Origin of the sequence: Paenibacillus sp. OV219, from assembly GCF_900110075.1 — a bacterium.
In the GTDB taxonomy this organism is placed as follows: domain Bacteria; phylum Bacillota; class Bacilli; order Paenibacillales; family Paenibacillaceae; genus Paenibacillus_Z.
In genome coordinates this window covers 350,520-371,788 of the sequence record NZ_FOCJ01000002.1, presented here as the reverse complement: position 1 = coordinate 371,788, position 21,269 = coordinate 350,520, and the positions used below count along the sequence as shown (strand labels likewise).

Below are 21,269 nucleotides of genomic sequence, written 5' to 3'. Positions count from 1 at the left end.
ATACTTTGCACTGTCAACGACCTAACAAAAAAAGGTTGCCCATTGTAGACAACCTTTATAACGCTGTGTGAGATATTTTATGCCGCACTCTTTTGTTTTCGTTGCTTGATCACTGCTTTGTGAATCGCCAGTATTACTGCATTGTCCAGTGGGTGTATTAGGTGTAACGAATACATGAGTTACAGCGCCGATCAGTTTGCCATCTTGAATGATGGGGCTTCCCGACATCCCTTGAACAATGCCACCTGTTTGCTCCAGCAAACGGCGATCTGTAATCTTAATTACCATCCCCTTAGTTGCAGGAGATTGCTGTTTCGTTACATGAACGATCTCTACATTAAACCGCTCAACCTTCTGTCCGTTTACAACCGTAAGCAATTGGGCAGGTCCTTCCTTCACTTCTTCAGCGAAAGCAACAGGAATCGATTGATCGTTATAGCTATGTGAAGGCAGCTCCTTCATTTTACCGAAAATGCCAAATGACGTGTTCCGCTCAATATTGCCAAGTACTTTGCTTTCCTTCACGAACTGCGCTCTCTTCTCGCCTGGCTCGCCGTTCTGGCTCTTGTTAATTGAAGTCACGTTAGATTGCAGAATCTGTCCTTCGCCCACTTCAATAGGTGTTTGGGTATCCATATCTGTAATAACATGTCCAAGTGCGCCATAAACGCCTTGATCTGGAGCGTAGAACGTTAATGTACCAACACCAGCTGCGGAGTCACGAATATATAACCCCAATCGCCAAGCGCGATCTTCAGAATCAAACACAGGAAGGAGCTTCGTATCGAATAATCGCGATCCCCGTTTCACTGTCAAATGAAGCGGTTGTTTCGTGTCACCAGCTTCCTCCGCCATTTCTGCTACCTTATGCACTTCGTTTACATACTTGCCATTAATACGAACGATGAGATCACCCAGTTGCAGCTTCGCTTGCTCGCCTGGGGATACTTTAGTGCCCTTCGCATCAACTACCTGATGATGACCGACAACCATAATGCCTGCAGATTTCACTTTAACACCAATCGTTTGTCCACCCGGAATGACACGCAAATCCGGTACAACGTTTACTCGAACGGTTTTGAAAGGAATTTTGCCGAATAATTTCAATTTCATCGTTGTTTTGCCGCTTTGTGATGATTCAATTGAGAGTGGCTTGTTCAAATTAATTGAAAGTGAACGATCAGTTGAGCCGTTTACACGCAGCATTTGCGAATCAACGGTCACTTGAGCATGTACAGGCATACCATAGTCTAATTGTTTCAACTGGCCGGAGAACAAACGAACCTCGTTCGGAAATGCGGCGAAATGTTGAAGTGGAGAGGATAGACCAAGCATGCAAACGATGATAACGAGAAGTAGACCTAGCCACCGCTTCCGCTGATTGGCATTCAATGACTTCACGCTCCCTGTTGCAAAATCGCTTGACGAGAAAGGTGGTTCGCCATTTGCGTACCTTTAAGTTATCCCTGCCCCTACTGTTTTATGTCGCCAAAAACATTCCCTGATTCCCTTCCATTACGCCCCCTTTTGCCTTACAGCCAAGTCAAGCATTTCTTGTGCATGATGGCGTGTTTTTTCCGTTACTTCCACGCCGCCGAGCATGCGCGCCAGTTCTTCAATTCGTGTAGCAGAGCTCATTTCCGTTACCATTGTAGAAGTTCGATCAGCAACAATGATCTTCTTGATTTCATAATGATGGTCTGCCATACATGCCACCTGCGGCAAATGGGTAATCGAGAACACTTGGCACTGGTTGGACAAACGCGACATCTTCTCAGCGATTGCTTGAGCAGCACGTCCGCTAACGCCAGTATCCACTTCGTCGAATACAAGAACCGGCACTTCATCAATCGAAGCGAAGATCGTCTTGAGTGCCAGCATAATACGCGACATCTCGCCGCCAGACGCGATCTTGCTAATTGGCTTCATCGGTTCTCCAGGGTTCGGTGCAAAGAGGAAGGCAGCTTCATCAATGCCGCTCGCATGCAGTTTGTAGTGCTCGCCATCTTGCGTCTGCTGCAATTGAACGTAGAACTTCGTCCGATCCATCTGAAGGCCGCGCAGCTCGCTCTCAATTGCAATTGCCAGCTGATCCGCAGCTTTACGGCGCTGATCAGAAAGTTGCTTACCAATCATCAATGCTTGTGCGAACAGTCGATCGCGCTCAAGCTGCAGGCGAGCAAGATACTCGTCACGGTTCTCGATCTTGTCTGCTTCCGACTGAATGCTCGACAAGTAGGACAGAATATCAGGGATATTCTCGCCATATTTGCGTTTCAAGCTATTTATCATATCCAGACGGTCATCAATATCCGCGAGCCGTTCTGGATCAGAGTCGACATTGTCCCTATAATCGCGCAGTTGATATACCGCATCCTCCAACTGATAAAATGCGGATTGCAGCTGTTCAAGCAGCGGGTCAAGTGCAACGGGATCATAATCCCGAATATCACTAATCCGGCTTACAGCTCGGCTGACTGCATCCACTCCTTTGCCTCCATGCAATAAGCTGTAAGCTTCAGAAGCGGAATCTCTGCGTCTCACCGCATACATTAGTTTCTGCTTCTCCTCGGAAAGCGATTCGTCCTCTCCCGGTTTTAAGTGGGCAGAAGCAATCTCCTCGATCTGGAAGCGATATAAATCAAGCATCTGCATATTCTGACGTGATGTATCTTCTATATCCTTCAGTTGAACTCGAACTTTATCATACTCGCGGTAAACGCTGCGATAGGCATCCACTGATGCAGCGATTGAATCACCTGCATAAGAATCAAGCCACTCCAGATGCTTCTCCGTGCGCAGTAATGACTGATGCTCATGCTGACCATGGATATTGACGAGGCACTCCCCTGCTTCGCGCAGCATTGACAGGGTCACAATGTGTCCGTTTACGCGGCTGATGCTCTTGCCTTGCGCGGAAAGCTCGCGGCGAACAACAAGTCCTTCCTCAGGCGAAGCATGAATTCCGAACGATTGAAGAGTGTACCAAACAGGATGAGAAGCAGGCAGCTCGAACATCGCCTCGATCTCGGCTTTGTCACAGCCGTAACGGACCATCTCTGAAGCGCCGCGCCCCCCTACAACAAGACTGAGCGCGTCGATTAGAATCGACTTCCCTGCTCCAGTCTCACCTGTCAGCACATGAAATCCATCGTGGAATTTTACTGAAACATATTCAATAACAGCCAAATTGCGTATCGACAACTCGCGAAGCATAGTTGCTCTCCTCCTCCAGGTTCATTCAAACATCAATGTTCTAATTCATTAATCCAAGCATCCTGTCCACAATTTCTTCGCTCTGCTGCTTCGTTCTGCAAATCAGCAGTATCGTATCATCTCCGCAGATTGTTCCCATCACTTCCGACCACTCCATATTGTCAATCATGGCGCCGATGGCGTTAGCTGTTCCTGGCAAACACTTCATAACAACAAGGTTGTCCGTGAAGTCGATATGTAGGAAATGATCGGACAGTGTGCGCTTTAGCTTGTGGATTGAATTGCTTCGCGTCTCCTGCGGCAGCGAATATTTGTATCGGCCATCCTCGATTGGCACTTTGATAAGCTGCATTTCTTTAATGTCACGGGATACTGTCGCTTGCGTAACCGCAAGGCCTGTCGTCCTCAGTGTATCGACAAGCTCGTCCTGTGTTTCTATATTTTTGCTTGTAATTAGTTCACGGATTTTCATTTGCCGAACGCTCTTCATGAATAGCCTCCTAAAGTTGGTCAAGATTAACTGCTAGGTTCCGAATCGGAATGTAATTTTACGGATTGTGAGCTCCTTGTGATCTACGAACAAAACACCTTCACACTCTGGCAGGAGCAGTGCGTAGACGAGCAGCCTATCTCTAACCCCACTGCCAGTCCAATCAATCGGCATCCGTTCTCTTGCAGTCTTCACAATATAATGTTTGCCATCTTTCTCCGCAATTAAATCGATGAACAGCCTACTCTGAAGCATAGTGCCGTCAAGTTCAACTGTGATTGGCACACGATATTTGCCATGCGTGACCTCGTATCCGGATTTCTCCAGAAACTGCACATTTACATCATCGTCCCGAACATCCTCTGCCTCGCTTAGAAGCAGCTTCGAGTTCATGCCTGGCGGTTCATGCAGCCAACGGTAAAAGCTGCGATACAACCAGAAGATGATCAATGCGCCGGCAATTAGCATGACAAGCCAGTCCCCGTAACTTCCCAATCCAATCCCTCCCCCAGCGTGAAAGAGTTACACTATTCATTTCGCGCTGAAGAACTAATATCCTCTCCATCTGAGTATGATCGGCAATTTCGAACATTTGTTTCCGAACACCTGTTGCCAAACGTTTGTTCGCTTTCTTTCTTAGTGTACCAAATATTTGACGATCTGCAAAGAGGGCACACGCGAAAATTTGCTTCTATAAATAAAAAAAGCCTTTCACTTCAGCAGCCGCCAAAATGAAAGACTTTTCTTATTGTTTGGAATCCTGTGCGAACGTACCCGCCGCTTCCTTCACAAGGGCAGCAATCGCTTCCTCGCTCGGAGGAATTGAACTGCTACCAGGTTCCCACAGCCAGTTCGCAAGAAACTCAATATTGCCTTCTCCGCCTGTTATAGGCGAGAACGTTAAATGCTGCAGCACGAACCCTTCTACAGCAGCCATAGCTAGCACCTGATGCAGCACTTCACGGTGGACACTCGGCTCACGAACGACGCCAGACTTGCCGACCTTCTCGCGTCCGGCTTCAAACTGCGGCTTGATGAGCGCGACGACGCAAGCTCCTCGCTCGAGTAACGTACCAAGAGTAGGCAAAATCAATTTCAGGGAAATGAACGATACGTCAATCGTTGCGAACGTCGGCTGCGCACCAGTCAAATCAGCTGGTACCGTATAGCGGAAATTAGTGCGTTCCATTACATTGACCCGATCATCCTGACGAAGCGACCAGTCAAGCTGATTGTAACCAACGTCAACCGCATAGACGTAAGACGCGCCGTTCTGCAGTGCGCAATCAGTGAACCCGCCAGTGGATGCGCCGATGTCAATCATGACTACACCATCCAGGTTTAACTCAAACTGTCGGATCGCTTTCTCCAGCTTCAAGCCACCGCGGCTGACATAAGGATGAACAGCGCCTTTAACAATGATATTCGCCGAGCGCGGCACCTTCATGCCGCTCTTCTCGATTCGTTCACCGTCAACGATCACAAGGCCTGCCATAAGCGCAGCTTTCGCCTTTACACGGCTTTCGTAGAAGCCTTGTTCCACGAGTAAGACATCAATTCTTTCTTTTGCAATTGTCATCGGTTTCTCCTGCTCTTATACCTGACCCGGAACGCGCTTGCGGACGCGAGGCAGCAATGCTTTCAATTCTGTTGCAGCACGCTCTGCCGTCAAGCCGATCTCTTGGCGCTGCTCCTTAATGGAACCATGCTCAACGAATATATCCGGCACACCCATAATTCGTACTGGCACGCCATGTTTGCCATTCAAGGAGTAGAACTCCATAATCGCACTGCCTAGGCCTCCGAGCTCGGAGCCTTCCTCAAGCACGAGCATATGGAGACCCTCTTCGGCGATTTGAAGCAGCATCGTTTCATCCATCGGCTTAATGAATCGTGCATTCACGACGCGAACCTGAAGCCCTTCACGCTTAAGCAGCTCAGCCGCTTCCTCAGCAACCTGAAGCATCGGCCCGATAGCTGCGATAACAGCGGAATCACCTTCGCGAACAACTTCCCATGATCCGATCGGAATCGGCTTCATCTCTTTATCGATCTGAACGCCAAGACCATTAATCCGCGGATAACGAATACCAATCGGTCCGTCATTATAATCAAACGCCGTCTTCATCATCCGGCGAAGCTCGTTCTCGTCTTTCGGCATCATGAGCGCCATGTTCGGAATGTGGCGCAGATAAGCAATATCATATACGCCTTGATGTGTCTCCCCATCCGGACCAACGAAGCCCGCACGGTCAATAGCAAACACAACATTCGCGTTCTGGCGGCAAATATCATGCACCACTTGGTCATATGCACGCTGCAGGAAAGTGGAATACACCGCATATACCGGCTTCATCCCTTCCATCGCCATCGCCGCACACATCGTCGCTGCATGCTGCTCCGCAATGCCGACATCAATCATGCGATTCGGATACTTCTCTGCGAACTTAATTAAGCCGGAACCGCCAGGCATTGCGGGCGTGACGGCAACAATGCGATTATCCTGTTCAGCCAAATCCATAAGCGCCTCAGTAAACACCTCGGTGTACATAGGTGGTCCAACTGCTTTCAGTACTTGACCGGATTCGATCTTGTATGGAGATATTCCATGCCATTTATGCGAATCGGCTTCCGCCGGCGAATAGCCTTTACCTTTAACCGTGATAACATGAACAAGCACTGGACCTTGCACACGGCTCGCTTGCTCAATCGTCTCCATCAATTGCTCCAGATCATGGCCATCAACCGGGCCAAAATACGTCAATCCGAATTGCTCAAACAGAACCCCGTTCATGAGCAAATACTTCACGCTGTCTTTCAATCGCTCAACCGTCTTCGCGACCTTACCGCCGATGGCCGGAATTTTGTTAAGCAGCTGATTTAGCTCTTCCTTCGCCTTCTGATAATGGCGGTCCGTTCTGATTTTGCCCAAATAATGGTGCAGTGCCCCAACGTTCGGTGCGATCGACATTTCATTGTCGTTCAGGATCACCATTAGATTCTTCTTCTCATGGCCGATATGATTCAGCGCCTCGAGCGCCATACCGCCAGTCAGTGCGCCATCGCCAATAATGGCTACGACCTTATTCTTCTCGCCCTTCAAGTCGCGGGCAAGCGCCATACCCATCGCTGCGGACAGCGAGGTGCTGCTGTGGCCTGCCTCCCAAACGTCATGCACGCTTTCCGAGCGTTTGACGAAACCGCACAACCCTTTATATTGGCGGAGCGTATCGAATTGATCTTTACGACCCGTTAAAATTTTATGAACGTAAGATTGATGGCCCACGTCGAAAAGAAACTTATCTTTAGGGCTGTCAAATAAGTAATGCAGCGCTAGTGTAAGTTCGACGACACCTAAGTTGGGCGCAAGATGTCCGCCCGTCTCCGACAGCTTCTCAATGAGGAACGCGCGGATCTCCGCAGCAAGCTGTTCCAACTGGGCTATCGAGAGGGATTTCAAGTCAGCCGGCTCATGTATATGTTCCAGTAACACGATATTTCCTCGCTTTCACGGGTATTCATTGATCCCGTTGTCCATTAAACGTCAAATGTGGCTAAATTATAACATAGTTCGAGCGGAAAGACCTAAGCATTGTCAAATTAATGATCTCGATTCATCAAATAATCTGCAATGGCCATTAAATATTCCGGATTTGCAAGCTTCGCATCCGCCAGCGCTTGCTTGGATTCCTCTGTTAATCGCTCAACAAGCGCCACAGACTTCTCCATGCCGAGCAAGAACGGATACGTCACCTTTTGCTGCTGCACATCACTCTGCACCGGCTTTCCAAGCTTCGCCTCGTCTCCGATCAGATCGAGAATGTCGTCCTGGATTTGAAAAGCAAGCCCAAGCTTCCTAGCGAATTGCTGCAGCGATTCCAGCTGCTGCTGCGTCGCTCCGCCGATTCTTGCACCGGCAAGCACGGAGAATACGATCAAATCACTCGTCTTGTGCAGATGGATGTACTCCAGTTCAGCAAGCGAGGTTACACCTTGTTCACCGAGGATATCCGCTGCTTGGCCGCCAACCATGCCCGGAGCGCCTGCCAATCTGGCTAGATCCGAAACAATTGCAAGCGCCGTCTCTGGCGGAGTACCGAGCGCAACCGTGCGGGTAATCGCATAGAAGGCATGTGTGAGCAGGCCGTCGCCGGCTAATATCGCCATCGCTTCGCCGTATACTTTATGATTGGTCAGTTTGCCTCTTCGATAGTCATCGTTATCCATTGCAGGCAAATCATCATGAATGAGCGAGTAGGTGTGAATCATCTCAATCGCGCTAGCAACCGGCATCGCTTGGCTGCGAGCAAGGCTATCGCTCTGAACCGCCTCAGCCGCTGTCAAAACGAGAATGGGCCGCAGCCGCTTGCCGCCTGCTTCCAAGGAATACATCATCGACTCCCTGAGGGCTGGTGGAATATCCCATTCCTGCGGAAGTGAAGTATGCAGCGCCTCTTCGATTTCCAGGACGGAGCGATTCAAATAGTCAGCGGTCGAAACCGAAGTCTTCACATTAATTACCTCTATTCCTCGTTTGCCGCTGCAAACGGTTTTTTATGTAGGCCATTTTCCGTTTCGATCAACACTTCGATCTTCCGTTCAACATCCTCTAGCTTGGAGCCGCACAGCTGAGACAGCTTCATACCTTCCTGGAACAATTCGATCGCCGTCTCAAGCGGAACATCTCCGCTCTCCAGCTTGCTTACGATCGACTCGAGACGTTCCATCGCCGCTTCGAAGCTAATCGCCTGCTCTTCAATCACTTTTTCTTTAGCCGCCATCCGCTTTCGCCTCCCCATTCATTCCCCAAACTTGGCATTCCAGCTGACCATCCGCAACCTTCACCTTCAGCAAATCGCCAAGCTGAACGTCATTCACCGATTTAATTAGCCGTTTCTCTTGATCATCATAGACCAAGCTGTACCCTCTGGACATGACTTTTAATGGACTCAGCGCATCAAGCTGCCTAATTGAAGCGAGCAAATTCATCCGCTTCTCCTTCATGTCCGATGCCATCGTCGCCTGCAGCCGGTCCGACAAACGCTCCAGCTGCTTCGCTGCAAGCGCGGCTTGAGCGCCTGGATGTACTTTCGCTAGTAGGTGGCCCAGTCGTGTATATCTATCTCTGCTTCGTTCCGTGAAGCGTATCACTCTCATTTGCAGTCTTTCCTCAGCACGGTCAAGGCGCTCAGCATGCTGCAATAAATATTTGCGCGGATTGATGAATAACGGCGCTCTGCGAAGCCGCGTTAGCCGTTCCTTCCGGTTGTTCAGCGACATCCGCAAGCTGCTCACAAGTCTCGACTCCGTCTGTGCCAGCCTGGATTTCAGCTCGTGCACGCTCGTAACGGCAAGCTCCGCTGCTGCTGTCGGGGTTGCTGCTCTCAGGTCAGCGACGAAATCTGCTATCGTAAAATCTGTCTCATGTCCAACTGCCGATATAACCGGAATTAAGGAAGCAGCAATGCTTCTCGCAACCGATTCTTCGTTGAACGCCCACAGCTCCTCAAGTGATCCGCCGCCGCGGCCTATTATTAATACGTCGACTTCGGCTAAACGGTTCATCGTTTCAATCGCTTTTACAATTGAAGGCGCTGCGAGCGTCCCTTGCACTAGAACGGGAAAAAGCAGCACCGGCACTGATGGGTGACGGCGCTGCAGCGTGATGAGAATATCTCGGACGGCTGCTCCAGTTGCAGACGTAATGACACCGATTGCCTTTGGAAACTGCGGAATCGGCCGCTTACGTGCAGAGTCGAACAGCCCCTCGTCCTGGAGCTTCTTTTTTAGCTGCTCATAAGCGAGGTAGAGACTTCCGATACCATCTGGCTGCATCGAGATACAATAAAATTGATAATTGCCATCACGCTCGTAGACCGAAATATTGCCGCGGGCAATCACTTTCGCGCCTTCCTTCGGGATGAAGGGCAGCCGCTGATTGTAAGAGGCAAACATGATGCACTTTATTCGGCTGTCCTTATCCTTAAGCGTGAAATACATATGGCCGCTCGAATGATGTGTGAAATTCGAGATTTCCCCGCGAATCCACACATCGCCGAGAAGCTCGTCCGATTCCAGCTTCATTCCGATATATCGGTTAATTTCTTTTATCGAGAATATTCGCGTGCGATCCGCCATCTTCCGCTCCTCACTCCTGAATTGCGTGTTGTTGTTTCGCCGCCTTCAACGTATTCAGCATCAGCATAGTAATGGTCATCGGTCCAACTCCGCCTGGTACCGGCGTCACATAGCCCGCAGTTTCCAGCACATCTTCATAATCGACATCACCAGCGAGCTTGCCGTCTTCAAGGCGGTTAATGCCAACGTCGATAACGACCGCACCAGGCTTCACATACTTACTGCCTATTGCTTTGGCTTTACCGATTGCAACGACTAGAATATCAGCTGTTCTCGCGATTTCTTCCATATTCGCTGTGCGCGAGTGGCAGATCGTCACTGTCGCGTTCTCTCGAAGCAGCAGCATCGACACCGGTTTGCCGACAATGTTGCTTCGACCAATGACGACAGCATGCTTACCAGCAATGGAACCAATTGTCCGTTTAATCAGTTCAATGACGCCCGCTGGCGTACATGGCAACAAGCTGTCATCGCCGATAACGAGATTGCCTACGCTAACCGGATGGAAACCATCTACGTCCTTCGCAGAGCTGATCGCATCAATGACTGCTTTCTCATTAATGTGCTTTGGCAGTGGAAGCTGGACTAGAATGCCGTGAATCGTCGATTGGTTATTCAGTTTATCAATTAGTGCCAATAGCTCTTCCTCGGATGTGTCGCCGCTCAGACGATGGACCTCCGAATAGAAGCCTAGCTGCTGACATGCTTTTTCCTTGCTGCCTACATATACTTTCGACGCTGGATCTTCACCGACAAGCACGACAGCAAGACCTGGTTGAATGCCATGTGCAGACAACCTCGCAGTTTCTTCACCAATTTCAATTCGGATGGCGTCCGAAATCGCTTTACCTTCAATACGCTGTGCAGTCATTTCGTAATCACTCCTGAATCCAAGTTATGAGGGCATCCAAGCAAAAACGACTTTCGCCATCTCCTCGATAAACGAATCGTTTTGTGCGGCGACCATTCAGAAATGAATAAGCGTGAAGCTTATAAATTCTGAATGGTTGAAAAGGGACTAAATTTTCTTAAAGCCCCTTAAATCCTTTATAAGGGATCCAAGGGGCTAATGTAACGTAAACAACAAAGCATGTCACACGCCTAACCTAAGCGCTACGCCTTCGGTTTGAGCTCATCAAGCGCTTGCAGCATTCGGCCAAGAACACCGTTGACGAACTTACCGGACTCGTCCGTTCCAAAATGCTTCGCCAGCTCAATCGCTTCATTGATGATCGCTTTCGGCGGCACATCATCCCGGAACACAAGCTCATAACAAGCAAGACGTAGAATTTGACGGTCAACACGAGACAGACGATCGACTTGCCAGCCCGTCAAATAGTGCTGCAGCATATCGTCAATCGCTGATTTGCGCTCGAGCACGCCTTGTACCATCTCGCGCACATATTCATCGATGCGGTGAACGTCCGCTGCGTCCGCTTCGATCTCATTCTCTTCTTGCACTTCATCCACCAGCATATCTACTGCGGATGCTGCAGTTGCTTCCTCATTCATTTCCATATGGTACAAGCTCTGTACCACAATTTCCCGCGCTAACCTACGTTTCATGGGGCCTCCTGATTCATCACTGTGGTCAAAATATGATCTCCTCCCTGCCCCGAACGAAGCCACATACGGGTCCGGGGTACGGAGGAGATCATAGTATTATTTAAACGGTCTCCATCGCTCCATAAGCCACTCGCTAAGGCGCTGCCATGGTAGGATCGGACCTCGTTGCTCGTCTTTCAATTTGCCGACGGTATAGCCGATACAAAGGAGAAAGGCGAAGAAAAGCATATCCCAAAAACCTACAATAAGATAAAGAAGACCAAGAATGATACCTGTTGTTACACCGGTTATCCGTCCCCCGTAGGTTGTCCAGACTTCCCTCCACATCGGTATCACCTCTATTCTACGCGACTTTTAAAGTTCGCGGTTTGGATGATATTAGCTACAAATACAGAAACGCCTGCTACAGGAATACCTGTAATCTCTTCCACATGGGATTTGACGGCACGCTGTATTTCTTCCGTAAGAACCGGAATCGAGCTCTCACCATCAGCAATTGCGCGCAGCGACACTTCAATGCCTGCCTCGCTAATTCGAATTCGAGCTTTCAGTTCCTTCACTCCACGCTGGCGGCTCGCTGCCTTCAGAGCCAGATTCTCAACCGTCTCAAGCGAGATGCGAATATCGCCAAACTCCGTACGTTGATCAATCGAAGGCGAAGATGCGTTGCTCCGTTTAAGCGATACGTAGAAGAACCGAAGACTAATGAGAAATACGATAACGGAAACGATCAGTACAGTCGCCTGCAGCCAGTCGTAATCGCCGCTGTATAAATTATGTACAAGATTGCTCAGCCAATCTTCTGGAAACCAGTACATGCCTGCGCAGAACGCAATGACAGCCACCGCACCGATTGCCAAGCTGTATAAGAACAATAGAAACTTGTCGAGCACTCTAATCAAAGCGAGATTCCTCCTTGTGGCGGACTAGATAAAACCCCCTAGCGCCGAGCGGCAAGCCCAACCACTAGGGGGTATGTCATCATTCTTTTACGACACTAATCTCTACTTTACTCGAATTGCGATCTCATCTTCTTCTGGTTTCTCCGCTGTTTTGAAATGAACATCATGGATATGCACATTCACTTCTACAACATGGAGGCCTGTCATCATTTCGATGGAACGCTTCACGTTGTTCTGAATATTAGCCGCAACCTCAGGGATACGATTGCCGTATTCCACAATGATGGAGACGTCGACTGCCGCCTCACGCTGCCCAACTTCAACCTTTACACCTTTGGACAAGTTTTTCCGGCCCAGAAGCTCTGCAATGCCGCCGGCGAAACCGCCGCTCATGCCTGCTACACCTCTAACCTCAATTGTCGCAAGTCCTGCAATGATCTCAATCACTTCGGGTGCGATTTGAATAGTGCCCATGTCTGTTTTCTCATAGTCCGCTGCTAACGTACTCATGGTTATCCTACACCTCCCGTAAAGTTACGTTATTCCGCCATATTGGCTCAGGTAGCTTATCCGCTTCTTATTCCTATACTATAGCATTCCGGAGGAATTATGACAAACCAGTCCAATTGTCGCAAACCGTGAAGATTCGCGATTATTCTACAGGATTGTTAATATCATTATCCTCTAAGAACTTAATATCGAAATTGCCTTTCAGGAATTTCGGATGATTCAAGAGCTTCATATGGAACGGAATCGTCGTCTTAATGCCATCGATGGCAAATTCAGCAAGCGCCCGCTTCATCCGGGCAATCGCATCTTCACGCGTTGCTCCCCAGACGATCAGCTTCGCGATCATCGAATCATAATAAGGGGAAATGGTGTAACCCGGGTACGCGCCGCTATCAACACGAACGCCCAAACCGCCTGGAGGCAAGTAGAATTGAATCGTACCTGGCGACGGCATAAAACCACGCTCCGAATCTTCAGCGTTAATGCGGCATTCGATCGACCAGCCGTTAATCTTCAAGTCCTCTTGCTTAATGGAAAGCTCATTGCCTTCCGCAACAGAAATCATCTCTTTAATCAAGTCAACGCCTGTAATCATTTCGGTTACAGGATGCTCAACCTGAATACGAGTGTTCATCTCCATGAAATAGAAGTTACCGTCTGGTCCAAGCAGGAACTCAAGCGTACCTGCGCCGGAATAATTAACGGCAAGAGCAGCTCGTACAGCAGCCTGGCCCATACGCTCACGAAGTGCCGGACTAAGAACGGGGCAAGGTGCTTCCTCAACAAGCTTCTGGCGGCGGCGCTGCACGGAGCAATCACGCTCGAACAAGTGAACGGCGTTGCCGTGCTTGTCAGCCATAATCTGAATTTCAACGTGCTTCATGCCCGTCAAATATTTCTCAAGGTAAACGCCGGCGTTGCCGAAGGCTTTCTGCGCTTCCTGCTGAGCCGTCGAAATTTGCGAAATGAGATTATCTTCATTTTCTGCAATCCGGATGCCTTTGCCGCCTCCGCCTGCAGTCGCTTTAATAATGACCGGATAACCAATCTCGCGAGCGACGCGAATTGCATCGTCCATATCCTCAACGAGGCCATCAGAGCCAGGAATAATAGGCACATCCGCTTGCTTCATCGTTAATTTCGCAACCGCTTTATCACCCATTTTATTAATCGCTTGTGGGGACGGACCAATAAAGGTCACGTTGCAAGACTCACAAATTTCAGCGAAATCCGCGTTCTCCGCCAAGAAGCCGTAGCCCGGGTGGATAGCATCGCAATCGGTTAATGTTGCAACGCTCATAATGTTCGTCAGATTCAAGTAGCTGTCCTTGGATAAGACAGGTCCAATACAATAAGCTTCGTCTGCCAGACGCACGTGAAGCGATTCACGGTCGGCTTCCGAATATACAGCAACGGTCTGAATGCCGAGCTCGCGGCAAGCGCGAATAATACGTACGGCAATCTCACCACGATTTGCAATCAAAATTTTGTTGAATTTCACGGATAAACTGCTCCTTTCGTGCACGCTATGTTCTTGTTGGCCCTTTCGCGTCAAATGCTACTCCGGTTTAACAAGGAACAACGGCTGCCCGAATTCGATAAGCTGACCATTCTCAACGAGAATCTCGACGATCTCGCCGCGAACTTCCGCTTCAAGCTCATTCATTAGCTTCATCGCTTCAAGAATACATACGATCGATTTCTCGTTGATGCGGTCGCCCACGTTTACGAAAGGTGCTTTTTCTGGCGAAGACGCGCTATAGAACGTCCCTACCATCGGCGATAGAATTTGGTGGTAGTTCTCATTTGGTGCCGGCTGTTCTGGCGCTGGCGCGCTCTGTTGTTGGCTCGGAGCCGGTGCGTTCACCTGTGGCTGATAAGCCTGCGTATATGTAGGAACGACTGACGCGGCTTGTACATTCACCACTTCTGTTTTACCTGGTTTACGAATCATCAGGCGTGCGCCATCGTTTTCAATTTCAAGTTCATGTACAGAAGTACCGTCAACCAGCTTGATCAATTCTTTAATCTCGCTCAGCTTAAACATCGTTTCACTCCTAAAAATGTAGTGCATCTTCAAGGAAGATGCTTCTTGGTAACTATATTATTGGGGACGGTGCAATTTACCAAACCTGCACAATCCAAACCCCATTATAGCATAAACCACCCGGAACACGAACCCATTTTTTATATATGGTTAGATGGAAAAAAGCCCCACTGCTTATATCATTAGCAATGGGGCACTCTCTTAGACCGTTACTTCACATATTGAATTGTCACTTGATCCGGCGATACGCCAAGCTCATTAATGACCATCGAGAGAATGCTCTCTGCTTGGCTGCGCTCAAGCTTCTCGCTTTGAACGACGACTTTGTAATGGTCGTTCTCATCTGATACGACTGCCGCATTGCTGAATTGCTTCGTCAGCTCTTCTTCAAGACCAGTGACCTTCGTGCTCTTGTCTTCAAGCAGGTTCAGCTGATCAACCGCTGAGCCAGCCGCCTTCTCATTCTGCTTCGTATCGGAGATTGTGCCGAGCAGCTTGTTGTATTCGTCATAAAACTTCTGGTCGCGCTTCTCTTGCATTTGGCTGAACACACTCTCGCTAACTGCGCCGGATTTCTCGAGCTGCTTGAGGGTTTCTTGATCTGCTGCTGCGGCCGCTGCATTGTCTGCCGTTGCATTGTCTGCCGCTTCATTGTCTGCCGCTGAATTGTCTGCCGATGCCGCGTTATCCTTGGTATTCTGCGAGTTGTTTGCCGTCGCCGCATCTGTGCCTGCATTCGCATCTTTGTTGCCTGTCACTTCGGATACCGTAATGCCGTTGTCATCGCCTGCTTTGCCGGATGCTTCCGTTGCATTCGAAGCCGCTCCTTGATCCTGCTTCGTGCCGTCAGTGACCATGTTGCTAGGCGTGCCTACATCCTCGGTGAACAAATAATAAGCCGACAAAATGACCATTAAGCTTAGCATGGATACGAGCCAAATCGTTTGCCTTTTGTTATTCATTTACGAACAGCCTCCCTTTTCATTGTCCAATTGGAATTTTATTGGTGTTTGCGGGGAATAACCGAGATTCGGTTGACCGCAACATTAAGGCCCTTCTCGACAGCGTCGACAATGAGCCGTCTTACCGTACCGTTCTCTGCGCCTTTCGCAACGATTAGAATGCCGCGAATCTTGGGTTGAAGTCTCTTCACAATGATCGGCGCTTTGTCGCCGGATGTATCGTAAAGCACCACTTGACCTTCCTTCGTGAGGGAGGTCACGGTGCGTTTGCCGCCATTCTTGTCGCTTTCATTCGTAATTTGCTGCGATTCCTTCTCGTTGAGCTGCACGACTGTTTCCTCGGTGGAGTCTACCGTAATCAGTACATCCACAGTACCGACCCCAACGACCATCTCCAAAATCTCCTTCAGCCGATTCTCCAGCGAATGCTCAATGTCAGCGATAGGGCTGTCCGATTTGCTGCTATTGTTGAAAGCAGGATCGGTCGGCGGTGTACTAGAGGATGTGGTTTGCTGGTCAGAAGCAGGTACTTGGCTATAGTTGAGAAAAGAGTTCATGATGACAAGTGCGACTCCGATCCCACCGAGTATAAGCAGCCAGCGCAGTGACTTCATCCGCTTCGGCCCACCGCGGCCGCCCCCAAACGTTGACTCCAGCCCATCCAGCCATTTGGCCAACATCGCTCTCCCCTTTCCCTACTGTGCCGATTCAGCATCCGCTTGTTGCTGCATCACTTCTATTCGCTTCGGGTTTACGCTCCACTCTTGCCGTAGAACTTCTCTCACAGCCGCGGCCACTTCACTGCTAGCTGGCTGCTCCTCCTGGCTATCGGATGCATTCGTTGATCCCGGTGAACCCGCTGACTGATCTGTCATCGGCTGCACCGTAACTTCGATAGCTTCAACCTCATCGACAGGCTTTACTTCATTCGCCGATTTGGAATCTCCTGTCGCCTTTGAGTCATCCTCTGATTCGGATTCGGATTCCGTTTCCGGCACCAGCTTCGCTAGTGTCACCACGACCGACTCAATTCTCGCCTGATCAATGGTGTTTGCGGCTGTCAGCTTCACACCAACCGCCGCCACTTGCAGACCGGTAGCTTCTGAAATGCTTTCTTTCATCGACGAGCCAAGTCTTTGCTCCACCAGCGCCAAGGCAGAGGCTTTCTGCTGATCCTGAAGCTTCTTGGCATCTTCTTGAATATCCTCCAGCGTCGGCATGTGGAACTGATTGTTATTCGTGGATTGAAACCAGTTATCCACCTGTTGATCGAGCCTAGCGTTGAAGTCGCCTTGGAGCAGCCGGATGATCGGCGTTAAGATCGTCAGCAAAATGATCAGCCCTGCGACGAGCCTCACATAGCGCTGCATCGCTTTGTTCGGCAACAGCAAGTCGATAAAGCCCGCCAGCAACACAACCGCGATAATTTGCTGAAGCCATACGGCAAGCCAGTTCAGCATGTGAACCCCTCCTGCAACACGTGCTTCATCTGATCATGACCGCCGCATTACCTGCTGTAAGCACGATTGTGATGGCCAGGAAGAACATAAGTCCGACTGCGGCGAGAGCAGCGAAGACATAAACTAATGTTTTGCCGATCGTCTGCAGACAAGTCACGATAGGACTATCGCCGAGCGGCTGCATGATGGCGGCGGATACGTTGTAGATGAGAGCGAGCGTCATAATCTTCACAGCAGGGAATGCACAGAGGAACAAAATGATTACGACACCAGCAATTCCAACTGCATTCTTGACGAGCAGTGAGGCTGACATGACCGTATCGGCCGCATCGGAGAAGGTTCGTCCAATGACCGGCACGAAGTTGCCTGTGATGAACTTCGCCGTCCGCATTGTAACGCCGTCTGTAATCGAGCCTGTCGCGCCCTGCACCGAGATGACGCCGAGAAACACGGTCAGCATAATGCCCATGAGCCCGACGCTGAAGCTCCGAAGCACATTCGCCAGCTGCGTTACCTTGAACTTATCCGACACGGCACTTGCAATATGAAGCACGGCCGAGAAGAACAGCAGCGGAAAGACGACCGTGTAGATGATAGAGCCAACCGCGTTGATCATGAAGATAATGAGTGGATGCAGCACCGATACAGTAACAACACTCCCCATCGTGGCGAGCAGTGTCAGCAGCAGCGGCACCATCGCGAGCATGAACTGAATCATTCCGGTGATGGCATCCTTCGCGTAACCGATTGCGACGTTGAAGCTGTTGACCGCCAGCACGATCATGACCATATAGGTGATGCTGTAAGCCACTTTGCTCACCGTATTGCGCTCGAACGCGGTTTGCATCGTCTCCAGCATCATGCTGAATACGGTCAGAATGACGATCGTTACAAGCAGCTTGCCATTGTAAAGGATTTCGTGCAGCACGTACCTCAGCAAGCCCGAGAGCACCGTTGTCAGCTTGAGTCCTTCACCGCCTGGCATGACCATTTCAGCAAAGCTTGGCACCTCGTTATCCGGGAAGAAGCCGCTATACTCCTTCATCAGCTTGTTCCAGTAATCCTCAACCGCTTCCGTGTTGACGCCTTTCAGCTGTTGATTCGCAAGCGCAGCATTCACATCCGATGCGTTGTTATCGGTATCTGGCTTCGATGCCGCCGATTGTTCCAACTGTTCCGTTAGTTCCCCCGGCTCGGCCCCTGCTGCTATTGCTGCAACGGGCAGTAGTGCAAGCATGGATAGCAGAACAACAGCAACGAGCATCACGTTACGAATCAACCACCGCCTCATTACGTTCAACTCCCTACCGGCAACAGGCCGAGCACTGTTTCTACGATGACGCTGATGATCGGCACCGCGAGAACGAGAATGAGTATTTTACCAGCAAACTCGATCTTGGAGGCAATGCTCTCTTGCCCGGCATCACGTACGATCTGCGACCCAAATTCAGCGATATAGGCGATACCGATAATCTTGAGTATCGTCTTCAGGTAGATCGACGGGATGCCTGACCGATCCGCGAGCTGCTCGAGCACAGTTAGCACCGTGTCGATTTTGCCTACGACATATAAGAAGATGAATAGCCCTGTAAAAGCACCTAGCAGAAAAGCGAACATCGGTTTCTGTTCCCGCAGAACCAGAACGAGTGCTGCTGCAACCAAACCTAACCCTACAATTTGGATGATTTCCAAACACTGATCACCCGCCTAGCTGTAAAAAACTGATGTTATTGAAATAAGAAAGTCGTTTTTATTTCCTGAAACAGTTCACCTAATAATCGCAAAATCATGAACAGTACAATGATAAAACCGACCAGCGTCGCCCAATGCGCATATTCTTCCTTACCGCTTTGCTTCAGAAGCGTATGGATCATTGCGGCAATAAAACCAATTCCGGCAATTTGAAAGATAGCCAACACATCAAAATTCATGCTTGCGGCACCCCACTAAAAAATCAAAATGACGACGAGTAGAGCAGTGAGTACGCCAAGACTCTTCCACATTTTCGCAAATCGCGAAGCATCTTCCCGCGCTAGTTCCTCTTCTGCATGCAGTTGCTGCATCGCTAGCTTCAAATGCTTGATCTGATCTTCTCTATCGCTGATGCCGAGCGTCGAGCCGAGCCGCATGAGAGCCGCCTGCTCCTGCTGCCGCATTGCGGTATTCGGCCAGATGTGAGCTGCTGCCTGCTCCCAACATTCGCGGAAGGTGAGCTCGGACTGTTCATCCAGCCTTCGCTTCACCTCGCGGAGAAAACCTGATGCCGGCTCCTGCACCATCGCGCTGCTACGGCCGATTGCTTCCGGGAGCGGCGTGAAGCCGTACCCGATTTCAGTCTCGAGCCGCGTAAGTGCGTAGATCAGCTGGCGGATCTGATTCGGGCGTGAAGTAAAGCGCGAGGCTTGTACGAACCCGATCATCGTGCCGGCGAAGAGAATGAGCGCAGCCCCAATCAGCTTAACCACTCGCGCCGCCTCCCTTCACTGCAGTAGGCTCACGCGCCGCCGGTGCTCGTCTTGCCATTGCCGCCGGCAGCACTCTGCTCATGAGACTTCCCCCGCTTCGGCGAAGCTCGACGATATGTTGGAACGCTCCCGCCTCGAGCAGATTGCATAGCAGCGGACGCCCCCTTGCGTCTTCCAAGTCATTGGCATGAGCGGTTGCTATAACGGTCACGCCTGCGTGGCTGGCATCCAGAATGGCTGCGCCATCCTCTTCGCGGCCGATCTCATCGACGATTATAATTTCCGGTGACATTGAGCGTAGCATCATCATCATCCCTTCCGCTTTGGGGCAAGCATCCATGACATCTGTTCGCGGGCCTACATTGAATGTTGGAACACCTTTGACGCAGGCTGCGATTTCCGACCGCTCATCAATAATGCCAACTTTGCGTCCAGGCCAGTCCGATGCGGCAGGATGACCCCAGGCACCACTGCTGATCGCCCTTGCCAGATCTCGTACGAGTGTTGTTTTCCCTTGCTGCGGCGGTGCGATGATCAGCGTCGATTGTAGCGTTTGCTTTTGAAGATCAACGAGCTTCGGCAGAAGCCCTGCCGCCGCGCCGATTACTTCTCTGGCGATCCGCACATTGAATGCTGCGATATCGCGGATGCCACGGACATGACCTTGCTCGAGGATCGTTCTGCCAGCCAGTCCGATTCGATGGCCGCCTGCAACTGTGATATAGCCGCGGCGGAGCTCTTCCTCCATCGCATAGAGCGAATGGTTGGTGACACGCTCTTGCATTTTGCGGCACAATTCCGTGGTTGGCTTGTACGCTTCCTCTGGCTTTGCAAGAAGCTTTCCAGTTGCAGATACGAACCAGAAGCCTTGGCTCGTACTAATTTCAAGCGGCCGGCCTTCTCGAATGCGAATCTCTTCAATGACGTCTTGAACCTTCTCCGGAATCCGGCATAGCACGTAAGCCAGCTCGGAAGGCAGCAAATGCAGCACTTTCTTTAGCATCGTTTAACCCTCCCGGCAGCAGCTTCTACGCTAGATTGCTAGAATCGTATGATTGTCCAGCTTTGTATCCCATTCTATTCAAATGAGCCCAGCAATATGACAAATCTAGATGTCTATGAACGACAGATGGAAGGCTACTTCTTCAGCACCCCTGTCAAAATGCACGCGACACCGCCTACAATCCACAGCATTTTGCCAAACGATATTTTGTCCGAGAGCCCGACCAGGCCGATCGTAGTTGTGGAGATAAGTACAAGCGGCCCGACAAACGCCAGCGAGGAGTTCACGATGAGCGCCTTATCAATCTGATTGAGACGCAGCATGAGCAGTGCCGCCATAATTTCAAGCGAGCCGGAGAATATTCGGATCGTCGCCATGGTCAGTACGATTTTGTTCAGCATATCTATCTCCTTTCTTCCAAGTCAATTCATAATGCAAGTTGACTGTTGGCCTTCTACTTCTCTACTACTAGCACGGCTCTCTTCTAGCTTATGCGGGCTTGCTATTCTT

The 21,269-nt window shown here is 50.1% G+C and carries 25 protein-coding genes; all 25 read right to left on the bottom strand.

Translation table 11 applies throughout. The annotated features are described in order from the left end of the window. Positions 1–21 precede the first annotated feature (21 nt). The gene (gene spoIVB / locus BMY11_RS07520) at positions 22–1,392 is read right to left on the bottom strand and encodes a SpoIVB peptidase (protein WP_090573858.1); all 1,371 of its coding nucleotides are present in this window, start codon (positions 1,390–1,392) and stop codon (positions 22–24) included. 123 nt (positions 1,393–1,515) lie between these two features. Then, positions 1,516–3,216: a DNA repair protein RecN gene (gene recN / locus BMY11_RS07515; protein ID WP_090573857.1), complete on the bottom strand. Its 1,701-nt coding sequence runs from the start codon at positions 3,214–3,216 to the stop codon at positions 1,516–1,518. Positions 3,217–3,256: 40 nt separating this feature from the next. Beyond that, positions 3,257–3,706, bottom strand: coding sequence for a transcriptional regulator AhrC/ArgR (gene ahrC, locus BMY11_RS07510; protein WP_090573856.1), 450 nt, complete (start codon positions 3,704–3,706; stop codon positions 3,257–3,259). A gap of 33 nt (positions 3,707–3,739) precedes the next feature. Next, the gene (locus BMY11_RS07505) at positions 3,740–4,201 is read right to left on the bottom strand and encodes a hypothetical protein (RefSeq protein ID WP_090573855.1); all 462 of its coding nucleotides are present in this window, start codon (positions 4,199–4,201) and stop codon (positions 3,740–3,742) included. A 250-nt stretch (positions 4,202–4,451) separates the two neighbouring features. Then, positions 4,452–5,285: a TlyA family RNA methyltransferase gene (locus BMY11_RS07500; protein WP_090573854.1), complete on the bottom strand. Its 834-nt coding sequence runs from the start codon at positions 5,283–5,285 to the stop codon at positions 4,452–4,454. 15 nt (positions 5,286–5,300) lie between these two features. Then, positions 5,301–7,199, bottom strand: a complete 1,899-nt coding sequence (gene dxs, locus BMY11_RS07495; RefSeq protein ID WP_090573853.1) for a 1-deoxy-D-xylulose-5-phosphate synthase — start codon at positions 7,197–7,199, stop codon at positions 5,301–5,303. A gap of 107 nt (positions 7,200–7,306) precedes the next feature. Further along, complete coding sequence (locus BMY11_RS07490) at positions 7,307–8,218, bottom strand: polyprenyl synthetase family protein (RefSeq protein WP_371262767.1); 912 nt, start codon at positions 8,216–8,218, stop codon at positions 7,307–7,309. Between the two features lie 11 nt (positions 8,219–8,229). Continuing rightward, positions 8,230–8,487 carry an exodeoxyribonuclease VII small subunit gene (gene xseB, locus BMY11_RS07485; RefSeq protein ID WP_090573852.1) on the bottom strand — a complete coding sequence of 86 codons (258 nt, stop codon included), beginning with the start codon at positions 8,485–8,487 and terminating at the stop codon, positions 8,230–8,232. Next, positions 8,477–9,844 carry an exodeoxyribonuclease VII large subunit gene (xseA, locus tag BMY11_RS07480; RefSeq protein WP_090573851.1) on the bottom strand — a complete coding sequence of 456 codons (1,368 nt, stop codon included), beginning with the start codon at positions 9,842–9,844 and terminating at the stop codon, positions 8,477–8,479. Before xseA ends, xseB begins: the two co-directional genes overlap by 11 nt. 10 nt (positions 9,845–9,854) lie before the next feature. Beyond that, positions 9,855–10,715, bottom strand: a complete 861-nt coding sequence (gene folD / locus BMY11_RS07475) for a bifunctional methylenetetrahydrofolate dehydrogenase/methenyltetrahydrofolate cyclohydrolase FolD (protein ID WP_090573850.1) — start codon at positions 10,713–10,715, stop codon at positions 9,855–9,857. 242 nt (positions 10,716–10,957) lie between these two features. Then, positions 10,958–11,410 (bottom strand): transcription antitermination factor NusB, encoded by a 453-nt coding sequence (gene nusB, locus BMY11_RS07470; protein ID WP_090573849.1) that lies wholly within the window; start codon positions 11,408–11,410, stop codon positions 10,958–10,960. 96 nt (positions 11,411–11,506) lie between these two features. Continuing rightward, positions 11,507–11,737 carry a DUF2273 domain-containing protein gene (locus BMY11_RS07465; protein ID WP_177182546.1) on the bottom strand — a complete coding sequence of 77 codons (231 nt, stop codon included), beginning with the start codon at positions 11,735–11,737 and terminating at the stop codon, positions 11,507–11,509. 11 nt (positions 11,738–11,748) lie between these two features. Next, positions 11,749–12,312 (bottom strand): alkaline shock response membrane anchor protein AmaP, encoded by a 564-nt coding sequence (gene amaP / locus BMY11_RS07460; protein ID WP_090573848.1) that lies wholly within the window; start codon positions 12,310–12,312, stop codon positions 11,749–11,751. A gap of 102 nt (positions 12,313–12,414) precedes the next feature. Beyond that, positions 12,415–12,822, bottom strand: a complete 408-nt coding sequence (locus tag BMY11_RS07455) for an Asp23/Gls24 family envelope stress response protein (RefSeq protein ID WP_090573847.1) — start codon at positions 12,820–12,822, stop codon at positions 12,415–12,417. Between the two features lie 142 nt (positions 12,823–12,964). Further along, positions 12,965–14,323: an acetyl-CoA carboxylase biotin carboxylase subunit gene (gene accC / locus BMY11_RS07450; protein ID WP_090573846.1), complete on the bottom strand. Its 1,359-nt coding sequence runs from the start codon at positions 14,321–14,323 to the stop codon at positions 12,965–12,967. A 57-nt stretch (positions 14,324–14,380) separates the two neighbouring features. Beyond that, positions 14,381–14,869, bottom strand: a complete 489-nt coding sequence (gene accB / locus BMY11_RS07445) for an acetyl-CoA carboxylase biotin carboxyl carrier protein (protein WP_090573845.1) — start codon at positions 14,867–14,869, stop codon at positions 14,381–14,383. A 209-nt stretch (positions 14,870–15,078) separates the two neighbouring features. Further along, positions 15,079–15,831 (bottom strand): SpoIIIAH-like family protein, encoded by a 753-nt coding sequence (locus BMY11_RS07440; RefSeq protein WP_090573844.1) that lies wholly within the window; start codon positions 15,829–15,831, stop codon positions 15,079–15,081. 38 nt (positions 15,832–15,869) lie between these two features. Continuing rightward, a complete protein-coding gene (gene spoIIIAG / locus BMY11_RS07435; RefSeq protein ID WP_371262766.1) occupies positions 15,870–16,511 on the bottom strand; it encodes a stage III sporulation protein AG in 642 nt (213 codons plus the stop codon). 15 nt (positions 16,512–16,526) lie between these two features. Continuing rightward, on the bottom strand, positions 16,527–17,291 hold the full coding sequence (gene spoIIIAF, locus BMY11_RS07430) for a stage III sporulation protein AF (protein WP_143069229.1): 765 nt from the start codon (positions 17,289–17,291) through the stop codon (positions 16,527–16,529). A gap of 25 nt (positions 17,292–17,316) precedes the next feature. Then, positions 17,317–18,582 carry a stage III sporulation protein AE gene (gene spoIIIAE, locus BMY11_RS07425; RefSeq protein WP_256217351.1) on the bottom strand — a complete coding sequence of 422 codons (1,266 nt, stop codon included), beginning with the start codon at positions 18,580–18,582 and terminating at the stop codon, positions 17,317–17,319. A 5-nt stretch (positions 18,583–18,587) separates the two neighbouring features. Next, on the bottom strand, positions 18,588–18,983 hold the full coding sequence (gene spoIIIAD, locus BMY11_RS07420; RefSeq protein ID WP_090573843.1) for a stage III sporulation protein AD: 396 nt from the start codon (positions 18,981–18,983) through the stop codon (positions 18,588–18,590). A gap of 35 nt (positions 18,984–19,018) precedes the next feature. Then, positions 19,019–19,222: a stage III sporulation protein AC gene (gene spoIIIAC, locus BMY11_RS07415; RefSeq protein WP_090573842.1), complete on the bottom strand. Its 204-nt coding sequence runs from the start codon at positions 19,220–19,222 to the stop codon at positions 19,019–19,021. A gap of 15 nt (positions 19,223–19,237) precedes the next feature. Next, positions 19,238–19,756 carry a stage III sporulation protein SpoIIIAB gene (gene spoIIIAB / locus BMY11_RS07410; protein WP_090573841.1) on the bottom strand — a complete coding sequence of 173 codons (519 nt, stop codon included), beginning with the start codon at positions 19,754–19,756 and terminating at the stop codon, positions 19,238–19,240. Then, the gene (spoIIIAA, locus tag BMY11_RS07405; protein ID WP_090573840.1) at positions 19,749–20,759 is read right to left on the bottom strand and encodes a stage III sporulation protein AA; all 1,011 of its coding nucleotides are present in this window, start codon (positions 20,757–20,759) and stop codon (positions 19,749–19,751) included. The genes spoIIIAB and spoIIIAA overlap by 8 nt, the downstream gene beginning before the upstream one ends. A gap of 134 nt (positions 20,760–20,893) precedes the next feature. After that, the gene (locus tag BMY11_RS07400) at positions 20,894–21,160 is read right to left on the bottom strand and encodes a YqhV family protein (protein WP_090573839.1); all 267 of its coding nucleotides are present in this window, start codon (positions 21,158–21,160) and stop codon (positions 20,894–20,896) included. Positions 21,161–21,269 lie beyond the last annotated feature (109 nt).